This is a genomic window from Oleidesulfovibrio alaskensis DSM 16109, from assembly GCF_000482745.1.
In the GTDB taxonomy this organism is placed as follows: Bacteria; Desulfobacterota; Desulfovibrionia; order Desulfovibrionales; family Desulfovibrionaceae; genus Oleidesulfovibrio; species Oleidesulfovibrio alaskensis.
In genome coordinates this window covers 159,933-178,313 of the sequence record NZ_AXWQ01000006.1, presented here as the reverse complement: position 1 = coordinate 178,313, position 18,381 = coordinate 159,933, and the positions used below count along the sequence as shown (strand labels likewise).

At 59.5% G+C, this 18,381-nt stretch carries 18 protein-coding genes; 6 read left to right on the top strand and 12 right to left on the bottom strand.

What is annotated here, in order from left to right; genetic code table 11:
• Positions 1–305: 305 nt before the first annotated feature.
• On the bottom strand, positions 306–980 hold the full coding sequence (locus H586_RS0105890) for a CBS domain-containing protein (protein WP_011366836.1): 675 nt from the start codon (positions 978–980) through the stop codon (positions 306–308).
• A gap of 131 nt (positions 981–1,111) precedes the next feature.
• Here H586_RS0105890 and larC point away from each other — a divergent pair, with 131 nt between their 5' ends.
• A complete protein-coding gene (gene larC / locus H586_RS0105885) occupies positions 1,112–2,263 on the top strand; it encodes a nickel pincer cofactor biosynthesis protein LarC (RefSeq protein WP_034618677.1) in 1,152 nt (383 codons plus the stop codon).
• A gap of 182 nt (positions 2,264–2,445) precedes the next feature.
• Here the strand turns inward: larC and H586_RS0105880 are convergent, their stop codons facing one another.
• From H586_RS0105880 to H586_RS0105865, 4 genes are all read right to left on the bottom strand, one after another.
• Positions 2,446–3,357, bottom strand: a complete 912-nt coding sequence (locus H586_RS0105880; RefSeq protein WP_027181569.1) for a hypothetical protein — start codon at positions 3,355–3,357, stop codon at positions 2,446–2,448.
• 14 nt (positions 3,358–3,371) lie between these two features.
• Complete coding sequence (locus H586_RS0105875) at positions 3,372–3,746, bottom strand: PqqD family protein (protein ID WP_011366839.1); 375 nt, start codon at positions 3,744–3,746, stop codon at positions 3,372–3,374.
• Positions 3,733–4,596: a hypothetical protein gene (locus H586_RS0105870; protein ID WP_148204109.1), complete on the bottom strand. Its 864-nt coding sequence runs from the start codon at positions 4,594–4,596 to the stop codon at positions 3,733–3,735. Before H586_RS0105870 ends, H586_RS0105875 begins: the two co-directional genes overlap by 14 nt.
• Positions 4,597–4,691: 95 nt before the next feature.
• The gene (locus H586_RS0105865; protein WP_027181567.1) at positions 4,692–5,294 is read right to left on the bottom strand and encodes a hypothetical protein; all 603 of its coding nucleotides are present in this window, start codon (positions 5,292–5,294) and stop codon (positions 4,692–4,694) included.
• A gap of 176 nt (positions 5,295–5,470) precedes the next feature.
• Between H586_RS0105865 and H586_RS0105860 the strand changes: the two genes are divergently transcribed.
• Positions 5,471–6,979 (top strand): PP2C family protein-serine/threonine phosphatase, encoded by a 1,509-nt coding sequence (locus H586_RS0105860; RefSeq protein WP_027181566.1) that lies wholly within the window; start codon positions 5,471–5,473, stop codon positions 6,977–6,979.
• A gap of 89 nt (positions 6,980–7,068) precedes the next feature.
• Here H586_RS0105860 and H586_RS0105855 read toward each other — a convergent pair whose 3' ends face one another.
• The 6 genes from H586_RS0105855 to H586_RS0105830 form a co-directional block, all read right to left on the bottom strand.
• Positions 7,069–7,974: a Tim44 domain-containing protein gene (locus H586_RS0105855; RefSeq protein WP_011366843.1), complete on the bottom strand. Its 906-nt coding sequence runs from the start codon at positions 7,972–7,974 to the stop codon at positions 7,069–7,071.
• 104 nt (positions 7,975–8,078) lie between these two features.
• On the bottom strand, positions 8,079–8,477 hold the full coding sequence (locus H586_RS0105850; RefSeq protein WP_011366844.1) for a response regulator: 399 nt from the start codon (positions 8,475–8,477) through the stop codon (positions 8,079–8,081).
• Positions 8,478–8,833: 356 nt separating this feature from the next.
• Positions 8,834–9,589 carry a ComF family protein gene (locus tag H586_RS18295; protein ID WP_011366848.1) on the bottom strand — a complete coding sequence of 252 codons (756 nt, stop codon included), beginning with the start codon at positions 9,587–9,589 and terminating at the stop codon, positions 8,834–8,836.
• Positions 9,586–10,209, bottom strand: a complete 624-nt coding sequence (locus H586_RS0105840) for a flavodoxin family protein (RefSeq protein ID WP_011366849.1) — start codon at positions 10,207–10,209, stop codon at positions 9,586–9,588. The genes H586_RS18295 and H586_RS0105840 overlap by 4 nt, the downstream gene beginning before the upstream one ends.
• Before the next feature lie 284 nt (positions 10,210–10,493).
• The gene (locus H586_RS0105835) at positions 10,494–11,120 is read right to left on the bottom strand and encodes an MBL fold metallo-hydrolase (protein WP_011366850.1); all 627 of its coding nucleotides are present in this window, start codon (positions 11,118–11,120) and stop codon (positions 10,494–10,496) included.
• A 12-nt stretch (positions 11,121–11,132) separates the two neighbouring features.
• Positions 11,133–11,666, bottom strand: a complete 534-nt coding sequence (locus tag H586_RS0105830) for a nitroreductase family protein (RefSeq protein ID WP_027181565.1) — start codon at positions 11,664–11,666, stop codon at positions 11,133–11,135.
• Between the two features lie 111 nt (positions 11,667–11,777).
• On the opposite strand from H586_RS0105830, the gene H586_RS0105825 reads away from it, so the two are divergent.
• The 4 genes from H586_RS0105825 to H586_RS0105810 all read left to right on the top strand — a co-directional run bounded on the left by H586_RS0105825 (position 11,778) and on the right by H586_RS0105810 (position 17,355).
• The gene (locus tag H586_RS0105825; RefSeq protein WP_051363881.1) at positions 11,778–14,294 is read left to right on the top strand and encodes a tetratricopeptide repeat-containing diguanylate cyclase; all 2,517 of its coding nucleotides are present in this window, start codon (positions 11,778–11,780) and stop codon (positions 14,292–14,294) included.
• 12 nt (positions 14,295–14,306) lie between these two features.
• On the top strand, positions 14,307–15,290 hold the full coding sequence (locus tag H586_RS0105820; RefSeq protein WP_011366853.1) for a 5'-nucleotidase: 984 nt from the start codon (positions 14,307–14,309) through the stop codon (positions 15,288–15,290).
• 400 nt (positions 15,291–15,690) lie between these two features.
• Positions 15,691–16,752 (top strand): DMT family transporter, encoded by a 1,062-nt coding sequence (locus H586_RS0105815; protein WP_027181563.1) that lies wholly within the window; start codon positions 15,691–15,693, stop codon positions 16,750–16,752.
• Positions 16,753–16,851: 99 nt separating this feature from the next.
• Positions 16,852–17,355, top strand: coding sequence for a GNAT family N-acetyltransferase (locus H586_RS0105810; RefSeq protein ID WP_027181562.1), 504 nt, complete (start codon positions 16,852–16,854; stop codon positions 17,353–17,355).
• A 503-nt stretch (positions 17,356–17,858) separates the two neighbouring features.
• Here H586_RS0105810 and H586_RS0105800 read toward each other — a convergent pair.
• Positions 17,859–18,122: an RNA recognition motif domain-containing protein gene (locus tag H586_RS0105800; RefSeq protein ID WP_011366856.1), complete on the bottom strand. Its 264-nt coding sequence runs from the start codon at positions 18,120–18,122 to the stop codon at positions 17,859–17,861.
• Positions 18,123–18,381: the final 259 nt, after the last annotated feature.

Sequence of the window (18,381 nt, the reverse complement as noted above, 5' to 3'; positions counted from 1 at the left end):
TTTTCTCCGCTCACTAAGCGTAAAGAGAGGAACACTCCCGTCAGGAGACCTTTACAGGCTGTAACCCAAAGGGACAATTCCGTTAAAGCGAAGTTACAATGCCATAAGGCCGCCGAAAATACAAGGAGCTCTTTTTTTATTTATTGTGAGCTATAACGGTATGTTGCGGGTGTTCAGACGCTCAGTCGCCGTGCCGTTGTGCGTAAGCGCCTACTCTTTCGGACGCAGACCGCAGCCGCGCGGCGCTGCGCAGAGAACAAAAAAAAGCGGGTGCACAGGCACCCGCCGTAATTGCGCGGTACAGGTCAGAATGACACGGTGTGTACATTGGCACGCGACCAGTATGTAACGCGGTAACGTGACTTGAGCTGTTCGATAAGGGTGTTTTCGTCGGACCGGTCCATGGGGCGGATGCGTATGAAAACCTGCCGCATGCCGTCATCGCGGTCTTCAAAGGTGAGTATGGACGTGATGCGGGCCTTGTGTTCGCGCAGAGTGTCCACAATGGGTTTGAGTGTGCCCGGCGAATTGGGCAGCAGAAAGCCGAACTGCACCCCGCCGTGCCGTGCGCCGGTGATGGAAAGCAGAACCTTGAAGATATCCTTGTCGGTGATGATGCCGGTCAGTCTGCCGTCGTCATCTACAACCGGCATACCGCTGAAGTCGCGCTCCAGCATGACAAGGGCCGCATTTTCCACGGTATCGTCGGGTTTTGCCGCCACCACGTCACGGGTCATTATGTCATTGACCTTGATTTCAGACAGCAGATAGTACAGTTCGTGAACATCAAGGGTGGTGGCCTTGGAGGGGGAAGCTTCCTTTATATCCCTGTCAGAAATGATGCCGACCAGCTTGTTATCCTTATCCACTATGGGCAGCCGGTCAAAGCTGTGTTCCTTCATCAGCTTTGCGGCGCGCATCATGGACATTTCCGGTGTGGCGCTGATGACGTCTCTTGACATCCAGTCGCGAATCAGCATGAGAATATCCTCCTGTGGCCGTGCAAAGAGGCGCCTTAAGGGTTACTGGTAATTGTACGATAAACACAGAACGTCACTAAATTCAATTACAAATTATAATCATGCACGATGCTTGAAAGGCGGTTAGCGGTTTGCAACTGTTCATGGACTGCGGGTTCGGTCTTGGCGGCGATATGTTTATTGCCGGTCTTGCGGGGCTGGGGTGTGACTTTGCTCCTCTGGAGGGCATGCTCTGCAGCGCCGGCATAGACGTATCCATTGAAATACGTTCCGAGCGGCGCGGGGGACTGGCCGGAATGCGCGCCGATGTGCGCTGGACCGGAGCGCAGCCGCTGCGCCATGCGGCGCAGCTGGAACAGGTGATAACGGCGCTGGACATTACGCCCGCTGTACGCGACCGGGCGGTGAACGCCGTGCACCGGCTGGCAGAGGCCGAAGGTGCCGTGCACGGCATTGATCCGCGCGAGGTGCATTTTCATGAAGTGGGGGCCGTGGATACGCTGGTGGATATAGTGGGCGCCTTCTGGGGACTTGAGAGACTGAACATCGATACCGTTGTCTGCTCTCCGTTGCCGTGGTTTTCAGGCACGGTGTGCTGTGAACACGGCATCATGCCCCTGCCTGCGCCTGCCACAGCGGTGCTGATGCAGGGCAAACCTGTAACTGCCACAGCGTTCAGGGAAGAGCTGATAACCCCAACGGGGGCCCTCATCGTCGACTCGGCGGCGGACAGATTCGCCGACGGGCCGGAAGGAGTACTGCTGCGCGGCGCCTCGGCGTTCGGTTCGCGTCCGGAAGGTGGTCCGCTGCGGCTTTTTCTGATCGAGCCGCAGTCGCACAGACACGATGACATCATCTACACGCTGGAAACCCACATAGATCATCTGACGGGCGAGGAGCTGGGCCACGCCTTTGATGCGCTGCTGCAGGCGGGGGCGCTGGATGTCCTGTTCACCCCCGGTGTGATGAAAAAAAACCGCCCCGGCGGAGCGCTGACCGTGCTGTGCAGCGCAGAACATCTTGCCGTCGTGGAAGAAGCAGTCATACACCATACACACACGCTGGGTCTGCGTCGCAGCCGCAGTACACGGGTGGTGCTGCCCCGCGGAAAGGGAACGGTGCAGGCGGGCGGCCACGCCGTGGCGGCAAAGGAGTATGCCGTGCAGGGCAGAGATATGAGCAGGGCGGAATATGAGGCTCTGGCAGCGCTGGCGCGCAGGACAGGCCGTTCGCTGCCGGAACTGCGCATGATGCTGTCCGGCGGTGATGAAGACGCGGATTGAGCCGGAAGGGCCTGTGCGCGCATGACGTTGCAGAACACACATGGCACCGGCAGAGTGGTATGTATGTTCTGCAGAAAGCTGCGCTAACGCGGCAGTGTATGCGGGTGCCGGTCTGCCGTGGTACCGGCGGGCTGAAGCGGAATCTTTCCGCGGATGGTGGAAAAATTCCGCTTCAGTGACGGTTATTTATGAAAAATCGCGTGCTTGCCCTGCTTGGCCCATGCCTTCCACGGGCTGTTAAGCACCCCGTTGCTGTACGGCAGATGGTATTGTGAATCGTGCAGCACCCGGTTGAACACGGCCATGTCGTTCAGAACGTCCGTGGCATTGCAGCGCAGCATTTCCGAGCGCACGGTGCGCAGCACGGAAACAAGATGGCGCTGGCCCCCGCCCAGAATGCCGCAGTTGAGCACCGGCTTCTGCGCCAGATGCGGCATGTCCTGCCCGAAAACCTTGCGGATATGGCGCTGCATCCACGGATTATCACCGATGGTTGTGTCTTCGCCGCCGATGAACACGGTAAAGCGCTTGCGGTCGCGCCATGTGCGGTACTGGGCTGCCAGTGCCCTGCAGAATCCGCGGAATCCGCGTGCCCGTGCAAAACCGCTGCGGTCGAAGAAGCGGCGCAGGGTCGGTTTTTCCACCAGCAGAAAAGGATTGTCCGCAAACCACGCATCCGCCACATCCACCATGAACACATTGCGGAAGCGGATGCGTTCCAGCAGTGCCAGCGCGGCCAGAAAACGCTCGTCCGCAATGGTGAATCTGCCGGGGCGTATCTGCACAAAGGTCAGCGTGCCGCGTTTTTTTTCGTGGTGGTGAATGGCGACGGCGGCATGACATTTCTGCTGGAAAGCATCTGACAGTCCGTCGTGCAGCACGACCATATTCAGCTTATGACGCATGCCGCTGTGCAGCCAGCCGGCCAGATAATCGATGTTTTCGGCGGGAACGCGTGTGCCGTGCTGCGGATGGTTGCTGCCCGTCAGGTACGCGCCTATGACGATATCGCTGCCGCCCAGCCGCTGCCCCAGCGCTTCTATGGCTGCGGGCTCGGTGAAATACTCGTGGTCTGTATGCTCGGTGTGATTCATGATGACTGCCGTGGTTATGGTTCTCTGAGAACTATCAGCCCCCGTCTGCCCAGCTGGCGCAGAAATGCGCTTACGGACAGTTCGGCTTCTGACTGGTGCAGCTTGTAGCGTTGTGCCAGTGCCTGAGCGATGCCCGAAACCGGACGCCTGCCGTCGATGAGCATCCAGACGGCCGTGCCCAGTTCGTCCAGTTCAAGCGTGCGCGGCACAGGCGCGGCGCCGCGCACCAGTGCTGCCAGCCTGCCGGGCGCAGCGGCATAGTGCAGCCGCACGCAGCCGCCGGTCTCATGTGACTGGCGTATGCCTTCCGGTATGACGGGCACAAACGCAAGCGCGGCGTGTCTGTCCGCGGGTGCTGCGATCTTGGTTTTTTTTTTAAATAATTTCAACGGTGCTGCATAGTGCTGTCAGATCGTCATAAAAAACGGTGCCGGAATCACGCATACGTACCGAAAGCAGCTTGTTTTCGTGTTCCACCAGCCAGGCCGCACCGGCCTCGTGCTGACGCACGCCGCGGAAAGAGCGTACAATGGGTACCCGCCCCAGCAGCGGTCTGCAGCGGTCTGTGGTCCAGCGCACTATGTCACCGGCGGCAGCCGGCTTGCAGGGCACGTCCGATGACAGTTCTTCAATGGGCAGACCGTAGTGTCTGGTCACCCAGTGGCGCAGCGGCAGTCCGTTCAGCAGCACATTGGCCGGAGCGTATCTGTCGATGGCCAGCGTAGCTCCGGCACGGCGGAATTCCAGCCAGAAATGGCCGGGATGAAAAACAAAGCTGCGGAGTTCATAGCCTGCCGGAGCAGTGCAGGCAAGGTCGTAGATACGGGTGGTTACGGGCGTGCCGGACGGGGCGAGAGAAAGCGAGCGGAGAATGCCGGTCATGGTGTCGGCGCAAGGGGGCTTGTCTTCTCTGTTGTGAAACTGCACCAGCACGGTATAGCCGCCGGAGTCGCTGTGCAGCAGCGCTCCGCAGCCGGTGGCGTGGACAAACGGCACATGGCTGAACCTGTCCTGTACCTGACGCAGCGCCTGCGTAAGCGGCAGCGGAATACTCTCCGCCCCGGTGCGGAAACCTTCCGCATCGCCGAAACGCTTGTGCATGATGCGCCTTTCTTTTTCCAGCTGGAAAGGACGCTTGTCGCAGGCCCACTTCACATCGAAAACAGGGAGATCCGTATCCGAAAAAGACAGAAATGTGTGCTCAATGGCTGTCGGAGTCCACTGTGCCGGTATGTGCATGTCAATGCCGTTCCATTGCAGCTGTTGCCATGCCTGACCGGTTGTTGCAGACGCCGAGCACGTAGGGGCAGGGTCCATTGGATGCTTGATCCTCGCTATTGATGGGGGATGAACGGGGAAAGGTCGTCCACGATGACGGAATGTTTTTCCATCATGCGGCGGCCGTGGGCGTTTTTTCGGGTATAACAGGCATTTTCCCTGTCCCAGTCAGAACGCAGCATCATCTTTATGGAGACGCCGGGCCTCATGTCGGCCACCACGCTGTACGCCAGCACAACGGAAAGCACATCGTCGCCTTCGCGTAAAATCCATTCCCATGCAAGAACGTTATGAAACGGGTCACCGATCCAGTTTGCCGGTTCCCCGAACTTCTTTCTATATGCCTTCTCCAGCCTGTCGTAAAGCGATTTGCTACGGTCGGCAAATTTCAGTTTGATACCGATAAGTCTGTTTTCGCCCAGACAGTTGCCGGAAATAAGGCTGCCGCCGCGGATGCACGGTACGGCGTCGTCGCGCAGACTCACTTCGTCCACAAAAAGGGCATCCCTGTCCGCCTGTTTCGTTTCCGGCATGACCTTGTCTTCGTATCCGCTTACGGGTTCGCCCAGTGTGAATCCGGCAATGCTGAGGGGCAGCTGTGCCCGGGCGGGCACTGCCGTGCACAGAATAAGCAGGACTGCGGCAAAAAGACGAGACATGGCGCCTCCGGATGCTTCATGTTGTGAGCGGCGCTCGTTTCATGCTACCGTGGATTCAATCTTACGCTACCCTACTCCGCAAATCAGAACAAGAGGGCCGCTGCATGCGCGCAATTCTGCTGTATGTTTTTTCCGCTGCCGTACTTACCGTGTACGGCGGCCGTATCTGACCGTTCATGAGCGCGCTTCCGGTCTGGAAGCTGGCACTGGTCATCGCCGCCGTTACCGGCGCGGCACTGCTGCTGCGCCGGCTGGTGGTGCTGCCGCATGTGCTCTCGCTGCCGGTGGCCCGGCGGGCGGAGCGTCTGGGGCAGTGCGACTTTGTGCTGTTTGCAGGCGCGGGAGTGCTGATGGCGCTGGCAAACACCGTGATCAACGGCGTGCCGCTGCTTTCCAGCGGGGGCAAGCTGATTCTGGGCATGGTGGCGCTGGGCGTTTTTGTTTCCATCGACCTTGCCCTTGAATGCGAGCGCCGGAGCATACGTCTGGCCGGCATAACCGAGCCGGAAAGGCTGCCTCCCCGGCGGTTTTCTTCTCTCACGCGTAAATTTTTTGCTGTGGCTACCGTGGTGACGGTGCTGTTTTCGCTTATTGTCATTCTGGCGGTGTTCCGTGATCTGTGGTGGTTTACAGAGGCAGGACTCAACGAAGGTTCACTGCGGTTTGTAAAGCGCAGCATTCTGATAGATCTTTCATTCATCATGGGCATGCTGCTGGTGCTGGTGATAAATCTTGCTTTGTCCTATTCCCGTAACCTGCGTCTGCTTTTTGATAATCAGACGCAGGTGCTGGTGCGGGTGAGCAACGGAGACATGAGCGGACATGTGCCGGTTGCCACCAGAGACGAGTTCGGATTCATCGCGGGGCATACCAACCTGATGATAGACGGGTTGCGCGACAGGCTGCGGCTGATGGAAGGGCTGGCTGTGGCGCGTGAAGTGCAGGAGACGCTGCTGCCTTCCGGTGTGCCGCATGCCGCAGCGCAGCCGTCAGCGGACGGTTCCGGACGGCTGGATGTGGCGGGAAGGTGCCTTTACAGCGATGAGACCGGCGGCGATTATTATGACTTTCTTGAAAACTGGCTTACGGAAGAAGACGATACGCCCCGCACGGGCATCATTGTGGGTGATGTGACGGGGCATGGCGTCGGGGCTGCGCTGCTGATGGCTTCCGTGCGGGCGTTTGTGCGTATGCGCGCCGCCACGCCGTGCAGTCCGGCGGCACTGCTGCGCGACGTGAACAGGCAGGTGGTGCGCGACAGTTACGGAACAGGCCGTTTTGTGACCATGTTTCTGCTTTGCATCGAGCCGGTTACGCACAGTATTTCGTGGGCTGCAGCCGGTCACGAACCGGCTCTGGTGTATCGTGCCGCCGACGATTCATTTACTTCGCTGCAGGCTGCTGGTCTGCCGCTGGGAACCATGCCCGGCACGGTGTACGAAACATCCTGCTGCCGCAGATTGCGTCAGGGCGATGTGGTTCTGCTGTATACCGACGGGCTGGTGGAGGCCCGCAACCGTAAAGGGGAAATGTTCGGGCGCGACAGAGTGCGCAGAGTCATGCGTACCCATGCCGCCAAAGACGCCGCGGGACTGCTGGAAGCCATGGGCGGAGTGGTGCGGCGGTTTAAGGACGGTGCGCCGCAGGAGGACGATATAACCATGGTTGCCGTGCGCGTCCTGTAGTTGTCCCGCAGAACATGACGACAGTAAAAACGGGCACACGGTTGTTTTACCGCGTGCCCGCTTCGTGTCGGTGAGTAACGCCCTTATGGTTATTGTTCGAGCTGCTGTATACCGTCCAGCCGCCACATGGCGTCCGGAGTGGCGCGGTGGAAATGCCACACTTCGCGTACCTGTTCCGGATTGCCGCCCGAGGCGTCTTCGCGCATGAGCACGTCGAAATACACTGTGGCCAGCATGCCGTCGGTTTCCTCTTTCACTTCCAGCACCCGGGCGTTTATCAGCAGCAGTTCCGTGCGGGAAGGCTGCGGGTCGTCCTGTGCCTGACGGTGTATCTCGTCAAATACGGAAGGCGATGTGAACGTGCGGATATCATCCAGATCACGGTTATCCCACGAATTCTGCAGACGGGTGTACACGCTGCGTGCACCCTGCAGGAACTCTTCGGTGTCAAAACCGGCGGGAACTTCCGGCGCCGGTGCCGCAGAGGACGGGCTGCCGGAACCGGCACTGCGCAGGCCGGACCAGCCGTCCTGTGCCTGTCGGTACATGGTGTTGTCGTGCTGCCGGACATCGTGACTGGCGCCGCCCTGATATGCGCCGCCCGCCTGATAAGCCGGTTCGCCTCTGGGGGCGCCGCGGCGTCGCATCATGCGCAGAATGAGGAAAATGACCCCGCCGAAAAGCAGGATGTCGAAGAAACCGATTCCGCCGAATCCGCCGCCGAAAAGCATCGAACCCAGCAGGGTGCCCGCCAGCAGGCCGCCGAACATGCCGCCCAGACCGCCGAACCCGCGTTTGGGGGCCGTGGCGGCAGAGCTGCCCATGGCAGGCGATTTGGTGGGGGCGTCAGGCTTGGAATAGCTTTTGGTGAATGAAGGACGGCTGCCGAAGGACTTGCCTCCGCCCATCCGTTTGGCCCATGCGTCGTCCACTGCGCTTAGCAGCAGGCCTGCGGCCAGCACCGGCAGCAGCAGGGCCATAATGCGTCGAGTCATGATTACTCCGTACAGAATTGAGGGGCGTTCATTGAGGAGTAACCATTTGACGGCCTGAGTCAAGGCCGGCGGTATATTATGCCGTGCTGATACGGAATGAATCGCTATGAAACCACGCCCAGACTGCGCAGCAGATGGATGAAAAGCTGCCTGTCTATGGGTTTGGGCACATATGATGTGGCGCCGCCTTTGTAATAGGCTTCCACCACGCTGCGCGGGTCGTCCAGTGCGGTGGTCATGACCACCTTTACTTCATCCACGCTGCGCACTCCGTGGCTGCGCTCCAGTGCCCGAATTTTTTTCAGTGCGTCCTGACCGTCCATTTCGGGCATCATTATGTCCATGCAGACAAGGTGGTATGGCGTGCCCGCCTCCAGAGCAGCTTCAAAAGCCTCCACGGCTTCCCTGCCGTTTACGGCTACATCGCATTCTCCGTGGGGGGACAGTATGCCCTGCAGAAATTTGCGGCTGGTAAAGTCGTCTTCGACAATGAGAAAGCGCATGGATCCTCCGGTGCAAGTTGTCATCAGAGGTATTATTAATCGTCGCGGGGAATAAGGTCAATCAACGGGCACCGCATATGCATTATATGTTGGGGGGAATGAACCGGCTGCGGGGTTGTGCGCATTGTGTTTCTGGTGGCGGGGCAGCATGCGGAGCTGTTTTTATGAATGCCTGCCGGCTGTCACGCCGGATGTATCGACAGCAGTCTTGCCGGACGGCCTGCCGGGGGAAACATGGCGGAACAGCAGATTACACTGACGCCTGTCCGGTTGGCTGTATCGCTGGCAGAACGGCTGGCAGGACGGCTGGCAGAATGGGGGGGGGCAGACCGGTCGGGCAGTACGGCGGATTTTCGTCATGCTGTCTGCCGGTGTGCGTGCGGCGGCGTTCTTGCGGCCACCACGGCATGCACCTGCTGTGCGCCTGCGTGGTACAGGGCCTGCGCGCAGTGTTCCAGTGTGGCGCCTGTGGTCATCACGTCGTCTACCAGCAGCACGTTTCTGCCGCGTACACAACTGTCCGCTTCAAAGGCATCGCGCAGGTTGCGCCGCCGTTCCTCTTTCGGCAGCCCTGTCTGGGCAGAAGTGTATCGTGTGCGGCGCAGTATGTTTTTTTGCAGAGGAACGGTCAGCATGACCGCTGCCGGACGTGCAGGCAGGTAGCTCTGGTTGAAGCCGCGCATGTGCAGGCGCGCCGGATGCAGCGGTACGGGCACTATGACGTCCGGCTTTTCCTGTGGCGAAAAAGGACGCAGGCGCAGTGCCTGACAGAGCATGTGGCCCATGAGAGGGTGCAGGGTCAGGTCGGGGGTGTGTTTGTACCGGATGATGATCCTGCGCAGCAGCCCGTCATACAGCCCGTAAAAACGCAGCGAAAGCCAAGGGGGCGGGGTGGATATGCATGAAGAGCAGAGCGTGAGGGGCATGGACTCCAGCGCATGGGGCAGACCGCACCGGGGGCAGAAACCGCCGGTGCGCTGGACCAGTTGCCGGCGGCAGCTGTTGCACAGCAGCACCGCGGTCTGCTGCGGCCGGAAACAGTCGCCGCAGACCATGCAGCGGCGTTCGCGCAGTGCGATTATGCGCTTTATCCGGCGCAGGGCCTGCATCATCGCTCATCAGACCGCAAAAAGGCCTCTGCCGCCTGCCGGCCGTATGCGGTGATCTGCTGCAGGGTTTCCGGCTGGCGTTCCAGCGCTTCGGCATCGTCCAGCCCCGTCAGCAGCAGCGGCTCCTGCATATCGATGTTGAATGATTTCAGAAAATATTTCAGCGTCAGCAGGCTGCCTTCAAACAGTTTTTCTCCGCGCCTGCGTCCGGCAATCATGGTTACCCATGCCTTGCGCCGTGGCAGTTGCAGCATACGGGCATCGCCCCGTTCGCGCAGCAGCCAGAAGCGCTGGGTACGGTCGATAAGTGCCTTGAAGTGGGCGGGCACGTGGTAGAAGTATACCGGCGAGGCAAAATGCAGCGCCGGTGCCTCCTGCAGCAGGCGGAAAATACACGCCGACTGATCCATGTCTTCAAGAAAGCACCAGCCGTCGGGGTCGTGTTCGCACCGGTAGCATGATGTGCAGGGGCGGATATCGTAGCGGCGCAGGTGCAGTATGTCTGCGCCGCCGGCTGCGGCAAAGCCATCGGCAAAAAGTTCTGCGGCTTTGTCGCTGTTGCCGCCTGCCCGGGGGCTGCACGAAATACTGTGCACGGTGAGCGGTTCGGACAAAAGGGACATGTTGTCTCCGGTACCCTGCCACCGGCGTCAGCGTGTTCCGCGTGAAAAGCGCGCAACAAGAATATCGCCTTCTTCGGTGAAGGCGCACTTCCATTGCGGTTCAATGGTCAGGGCGTGTTCGGCATGAGGACGTCCGTCGGGCCGCAGCAGAATTTCAAGCGAATCTGCGCGGGAAAAGCGGAGATACCAACTTATCTCCAGCGAGACACCTCAGCATTTGTTACGCAGGTCAATGCGTTCTTCGGGCATATTTTTGTCCTCTTACAACGAAATTACAGTTTAATCTATCTCCGGAACTCGGTAAAAAACGGGTTGTTCAGTTTTTCGTCGCCCACTGTGGTTTCTATGCCGTGTCCGGGGTAGACCACGGTGGTGTCCGGCAGACTGAAAATGGCTTTTTTTACCGAATTCAGCAGCGTTGCAGAGTCTCCGCCCGGAAAGTCTGTCCGCCCTACGGAGCGATGGAACAGCAGATCGCCCACAAAGACGGCTTCTGCCTGCGGAAAATAAAAGGAAAAGCTGCCCGGAGTATGGCCGGGGGTTTCCAGCACGGTGCAGGAAAGCCCTATGAACGTGTGTTCCCCTGCCTCCAGCGCCGTGAAATCAAACGGCTGCACACGGGGGAACCCGAACATGCCCCCCTTGCCCAGTTCTGTCTGCATCAGATAGGCATCCGCGTTGTTGGCGGAAACCTGTGCGCCGGTGCGCTCTGCCAGTGCCGCCACGCCGTACAGGTGGTCAAAATGCAGGTGGGTCAGCAGAATATGCTTAAGCTGCAGTGATTTTTCTGTGCAGTATTCCAGCAGCTGTGCGGGATCGCCGCCGGGGTCCACTGCAAGAGCCTGCCCCTGATGGGACAATATGTGGCAGTTCGTTTCCAGCGGTCCGATGGGAAATGTGCGTATGGTCATGACGGTCTCGTTTTATTCGGGTTGGGGAAAAGGTTCTTCCAGCAAAAGTTCGGCCAGCGGTCTGCGCGATGATGATCCGTTCTGCGCGGGGTGACCGGCGGCTATGGCCGCTTCAAAAGACAGTCTGGCGGGATCAAGCCCCAGCGCGGGCAGCAGCGTGGCTGCCTGATTGATAATCTCACCCAGCCATACGGCCCCGAGCTGCAGCGCGTGCGCTGCCAGCAGCATGTTCTGGACGGCGGCTCCGGCTGCTTGATGGTCCTTGACCTCGTTGTACATGGCTTCCCTGTCCAGAAAGACCAGAATAATCACTTTTGCCCCGCGCACAATATGTCCGTACCGGGTGTGCGCGGCAAGTATGTCGCAGCGGGGGTCGTCGGCGCGGATGACAAGAAAACGGCAGGGCTGGTTGTTCAGTCCGCTGGGCGCCCATATGCCCGCCTCCAGAATCAGCCGCACGGCTTCGTCCGAAACTGCCTCGTCCGTATAACGCCGGATGCTGCGCCGCTGGCGGATGGCCTGCAGAACGGGGTTTTCTGTAAGCATATTTAAACGATCTCCGTTGGTTGCAGTATGATGCGTTGTAGCACAGTATACCAAGGCCGCCGGGCTTTCAAGGTGCGGCTCTCTTCCCAAAGTGCGGCGGGCAATGTATACATGCTGCCCATGAACCCCCATACGCCTTTTCATGAAGAAACACGCATCAGGCTCACCCGCCGTGACCTCATCAGGTACGAGAATCTGCTTCGCGATTCCCTTTCGCGGGTTATCTCCTTCAAGTCATACAGTCTTTTTTTTCCCCGTACTCCGGTTGCCCCGGAAGCCGTATGGGAGCCGCAGGACCGCAAGCTGCTGATTCCGCTCATTCTCAAAGGAGAGCTGCTGGGAATTTTTGTGGCGCGCGGCGTGGGCGGCAGACCGGCACGCACGTTGCTGGCGGCGTATCCCGCCGTTGCCACACTGTGTCTGGAAAATCTGCTGCTGTACAAGATGAGCATCACAGACCCGTCCACCGGACTTGCATCGTTGCCTTATATGCTGGATGTGGCCGCGCGCGAGGTGGGGCTTATCCGCGAGTGCTTCCGCCCCGGTGCAGACAGCCGGTGCGATGTGGCCACGCTGGGGCACCGTGCGTGCATGGGGCTGGTTGTGCTCCGTTTCAGTTCCATGCCTGCCGTTGTGCGCGATTGCGGGTATCTGTTTGCCGAGCAGCTGTGCGCCCTGCTGGCGGACGAACTGCAGGCCGTGGTGCCGGAGCAGGCTTTTGCCGCGCGTACCGGTGACAGTGAGATGGCTGTTTTTTTGCCCACGGCCACGCCGCGGGTATGCCGCAAGGTGGCGGCGGAAGCTGTGCGCAAACTGCGCGCCGTTTCGCTGCTGCACGAGCTGCGTGACGAGGAGATAGGCGTAAGCGTGGCGGCGGGGTTTGCCAACTATCCGCAGGATATGAACGGAGCGCAGTTTGAACGCCCCGAGGCCGAGCAGGCCCGCATGCTGCTGCGCAAGGCGCGCACGGCCGCTTCGGTGGCGGTGGAGGATGCGCCAGGCACCATGCAGCAGGTCATGGGGTTTGGCCGGATACTGGCCGAAGGCGGCAGGGTGCAGGAAGTGCTGCCCATGAACAGGGTGGTCATCAGTCTGGGGGCAGCCATGGATGCGCGGGAAGGCCAGCGTTTTTCCATATGGAGCCATGTGCGTCACACATCGGGCATATCCGGCGGGGCGGGCGTGTCCGGCGCGCAGGATGAAAAACCCGCGGCACCGTCGGTTGATCCCGCGGTGCCTCCTCTGCCCTCCGGAGCGCGGCAGGAACACACCCTTATGTACAAGGGCGAGCTGGTGATCATGGAAGTGCGTGAAAACAGTTCGCTGGCCGAGGTGATGCATCTGGGCGACCCTGCATGGAGCATAGCACAGGGCGACCGCCTGACGCTGCTGCCGGAAGATAAAGACGTGTCGGCTGCGGGAGCGGTGTCTGACGATGGTGCGGCGGCTTCGGCCGACCCGCTTACCGGACTGCTGCGGCACAGGGATTTTCTGGCCCGCTGGACACGCGACAGAGACCTGTGTTCCGGCTACACGCTGGCTCTTATGCGCCTTACAGGCGAATCGCGGCAGCATGGCGACCGCTCGCCCCACGCCGAACAGCTGATGGCTCAGGCTGCCGAGGCATGCAGGGCCCGTCTGGCCGAGCTGCAGCCCGCAGGCGGCGATGCCGTTTCGTTCGGCGGGCGATACGGTCTGAACAGTCTCATCCATTTTCATCCTGATGTGCCGGTGGACAAGGTGTACGACTGCTACACTGAACTGTGCGAGCATCTGGAGCGCAAGCTGCATATCGAAGCAGCCGTGGGTATTGCGCGGCATCCCTACCTTAATTTCCGCAAGCCGGACAGTCTGGAAAACTGCCAGAAGGCACTGGAATACGCCATGCTGATGGAAAAGCCCCGTGTGGGCGTCATCGATACATGGGCGCTTAACATCAGTGCCGACAAGCTGTTCAGTCAGGGCGATACCTTTGCCGCCATCGAAGAGTACAAGCTGGCGCTGCTGGCCGATGAGAATAATACCATGGCATGGAATTCTCTCGGGGTGTGCATGGCCGGTCTGGGCAGACACTCCGAGGCGCGCAGGCTTTTCGGCGAGGCGTTGCAGCGCGACAGGCGCGATGTGATGACACTGTATAATCTGGGGCATGTGTGTCAGAACATGGGCGAATATGACGAAGCCAGACAATATTACCGCAAATGTCTGAAATACGATAAAGAGCACGTTTTTGCCCTGTTGCGTCTGGGGCAGATGGCAGAGCAGGAAAAGAAATTCGGTCCGGCGCGGCAGTATTACAACAGGGCGGCCAGACTGGACGGCGCGCAGGCGCTTACGTGGCGCAACCTTGCGCGGCTATGCATGCGTCAGGGCCGCCCCGATGAGGCCCGTGAACACCTGCATCAGGCTCTTATCCATAATCCGCAGGACGCCATTTCGCTGCAGTTGCTGGCGCGGCTGTATCTGGAAGGCGGAGATGATCCGGAAGTCGCATCGGTGCTGGCACGTCAGGCCGTGGCCCTGCGGCCTGAACTGAAAGCCGGCTGGCTGGATCTGGCCCGTGCTCTGGAAGCCACAGGAAGGCAGCGCGAAGCAGCAGAAGCACTCAGCCGGGCCGCCGGGCTGTAGGGGCAATGACACATGGCCTATGAGCTGAAAGACAGACTGGTGGTCGGGCTGGCGTCCAGCGCGTTGTTTGATCTGGAAGAATCCGACGCGGTGTTCCGTCGTCACGGCGAAACCGCATACCGGCAGTATCAGCGCGATAAACAGCACGAGCCGCTGCGGCCGGGGGTGGCGTTTCCGTTCATCAGGCGTCTTCTTTCGCTCAATGCGCTCAATCCTCAGGACCCGCCGGTGGAGGTTGTGCTGCTGTCGCGGAACGACCCTGACACCGGCATGCGGGTGATGGAGTCCATCGCCAGTCACGGGCTGGGCATCACGCGGGCGGTTTTTCTGCAGGGCAAGCCGCCGCATGCATACATTCCCGCGCTGGAGATAAGTCTTTTTCTTTCCGCCAACGAAACCGATGTGCGCGAAGCCATTGCGGCGGGGTATCCTGCCGGTCAGGTGCTTGAGTCCGCTTTCAATGACGATGATGCCGACCACGAACTGCGTATTGCCTTTGACTTTGACGGCGTGCTGGCGGACGACGAATCGGAAAGCGTTTTTAAGCGCGACCATGATCTGGAAGCCTTTCATGCCTACGAGACAAAGCTTGCAGCCGTGCCGCTGAAGCGGGGACCTCTGGCCGGTTTTCTGAGCAAGTTGTCACAGGTCCAGCAGCGCGAGCGCGAAAAACAGCGCAGTGATCCGGAATACAGACCGCGGCTGCGTATTGCCATTGCCACGGCGCGCAATGCCCCCGCGCATGAACGGGTGATAAACACCATGCGCAGCTGGGGAATAGTGGTCAACGAGGCTTTTTTTCTGGGCGGTATTGAAAAACGCCGGGTACTGGAAGTGCTGCGTCCGCATATTTTCTTTGATGACCAGAAGTCTCATCTTGAACTGGCATCGCGTGTGTTGCCCGCTGTGCACATTCCCTTCGGCGTGGCCAACAGCAGCGACGATGTGATACCCCCTGCCGGTGACGGCGGAGAGGGTTGCCCCCGTACAGAATGAGCGTCCCGCTTTTTTGACGGCTTTGCCCGTATGCGGCACTGCCGTGCCGGGGGCTTTCTGCACAACTACGGCCGCAAGGCTTTGCACCTGCGGCATCCTTGCGGGCACAGCTGTCCGGCGCATCGTCATATGTGCCTGCCGTCTCTTCCTGTGTTTCTTTTCTTACTGTTCTGTCATGGTGTTGCATCTTGATTTGCGCAACTGTTCGCACTTTTTGCCGGTCTGCGCAACCGTGTGTCTTGCGGTTGTCACGCTTTTTTGCGCTGTGCAGCCGCTCTGTTTTCGGGGCGGTGACCGGCGGTGTACTGCTTTTTTCCGCCCTTGGGGTGGTTAGGCATGGCTGGGTATGGGCCGGCCGTTTGGCATTGCCAGAAAAGAGTGCTCGGGCTATCACGGGTGAATGAGTACACAATCCCCTGAAAACAGGCATGGCTCTGCGTCCGGCACGGAACGCGGCAAAACAGCGGATACAGGCGGCTGCGCTCCGGCCCTGCGGGGTTCTGCCGCGCAGGCTGCAGGAGAAACGGCGCATCAGCTTGATATGAAAGCGCTGCTGCGTGTGATGGCCGGTGCTGTGATGATCAGCTTTTCTGCCGTGTTCGTGAATGTGCTGGAAACATCCCCCTCGGCTTCGGCGTTCTACAGAGTGCTCTTCGGCGGCATGGCGTTGCTGGCTGTGGCTCTGTGGCGCCGCGAACGGCTGAGCACGTCACCGCTGGTGCTGGCCACCATAGCGGGGGCAGGGGTGTTCTTTATGCTCGACCTTGAATGCTGGCACCGCAGCATCCTGTACATCGGGCCGGGACTGGCCACCATCCTCGGGAATTTTCAGGTGTTTTTCATGGCTTTTGCCGGAGCGGTCTTTTTCCGCGAGGCGCTTTCACTGCGTCTTGTGGTGGCGCTGCCGCTGGCTGTCTGCGGTCTGTGGCTGCTGGTGGGGGTGGACGTGGACAACCTGCCCGAAGGCACTGTCATGGGTGTGATAATGGGGTTGCTGACCGCCGTATGGTACACGGGGTATATTCTGCTGTTGCGGCGTTCACAACGCATGGCCTGCCGGATGCCGGTTATGATGAACATGGCGCTGGTTTCGCTGTGCACCGCGGCTGCCTGCGGAGTCAGCACTCTGTTGCAGGGGGCATCCTTCGCCATTCCGGATACGGTGAACGGCATGTATCTTCTGGGATACGGCGTACTGTGTCAGGGGGTGGGCTGGCTGCTGCTTTCTTCCGGCCTGCCCGGTCTGCCGGCAGCAGTGGCCGGTCTGGTTATGCTGACACAACCTACGCTTTCGTTTGTCTGGGATGTGCTGCTTTTTGACCGACCGACCGGCCCGCTGGGGGTCGCCGGTGCTGTCATGGCCATTGTGGCCATATGGATGGGGCTTTCCGGCCAGAACGCGGCGCAGCGCCGCCGTGCATTGAAACTGGCAGGCAGCCTGAGCACCGCGCCGGAAAAATAACGTGCTGCGCGGCAGTCGCTGCGGAACGCCAAAACGCTGCCTGCAGGGTGTACAGTACCCGGTCGTGCCGCCGTAAGGCCGCAGAGGAGCCTTGAAGAAATGCAGAAGACCACGCAAACACCTGTCGTGCGCATGATGCGGCCACACGAAGCCGGGGCTGTGTGCGCATTGATTGCCGAAGTTTTTGATGAGTTTGTGGCGCCGGAATATTGTGCCGCAGGCGCCGCGCACTTTCATACCTTTGTGCAGCCTGATGTGCTGCAGGGGCGCATAGCCGACGGCGGAATGGTTTTTGTGGCGTATATGGGGGATGAACTGGCCGGTATTATTGAAATGCGGGCCTGTGGGCATGTGGTCATGCTGTTTACTGCCGCGCGGTGGCAGCGCAGGGGCATTGCCCGCAGGCTGCTGGACGCGGCTCTTGAAGAATGCCGTGCGCTTAACGGAACCGTCCGGCGGCTTACCGTTAACTCTTCACCCAATGCCGTGCCCGTGTACGCAAGGCTGGGATTCATAGCCGACGGGCCGGAACAGGAGCGCGACGGAATCCGCCATACGCCCATGACAAAGCTGTGCGACGCAGATGCGCCCCCCGCGGTTTGAACCGTCGGCAGTCCGGCGGGGGTGATGCTTGCATGCCGCGGCTGTTTTTTGTGTGTGCCTGCGGCGTGAAGGCGCTTTCAGCCTCTGCTCCGCGCTTCTGCAGGAGGAACAGGGGCGGCAGATGCGGTCGCACGGCTGTTCCTGCGGATAACTTGTCATCAGTTTTGTTGCGAAAGGCTGCGGGGTGCTGACCGGTTGTGCTCCGGCTGCGGCCGCGCGTCCTGTGCGAATGAAGCTGCAGCCGTGAGGCGCTGCTTATGGTTGCTCAGGCTGCAGGGAAAAAATAGTACTGAAGTTGTCCTGCTGAAATAAATTAGTTTTCAGCAAAAGTCCGGCAGTTTTGCGGCAGGTCCGCCAGATATCCGGCAGATATCCGGCAGATATCCGGCAGCAACACCAAGCTGTCGCCGGATGCGCTTTGCTGTACAGCCGCCGTATGGCAGACATAAAAAAAGGCCGCGTATGCGGCCTTTGAATTCGAGACAGTCTCTCGCTGCTAAAGCTTAGTAGCGGGGACGGCGCTCACGGGGCTGAGCCTCGTTTACTTTGAGGTTGCGGCCCTGAAAGCTGGAAGCGTTGAGGGAGTCGATGGCCTGAGCGGCACCGTTGGCGTCCATTTCCACAAAGCCGAAGCCGCGCGAACGGCCGGTTTCACGGTCAGAGATAACGCGAGCGGAAGTTACGTCGCCGAAATCTGCAAAAAGGGCGTGAAGGTCCTGATCAGTGCATTCCCACGAAAGGTTGCCGACATAGATATTCTTGGTCAAAACTAAAAACTCCGAAATGAAATCATCCCCGGAAAAAAGCAAATGCTAGTGGGGAAGGGGCGCACTTTCCCTTGCGGAAAAGCACTCTGTATAAACTGAAGTGCAATGTTTATGTCGAATTTTCGGAGCTGTCAAACTTTTTCTGTATTTATTTTTATATTTTTTGCCGGTTCTGTTGGGCATTGTCTGGAGTTTGCTATGTAACATGCTGCTTTAATGCGTTATGCGGCATATGGCGCTGACAGAAAAAAGTATACAC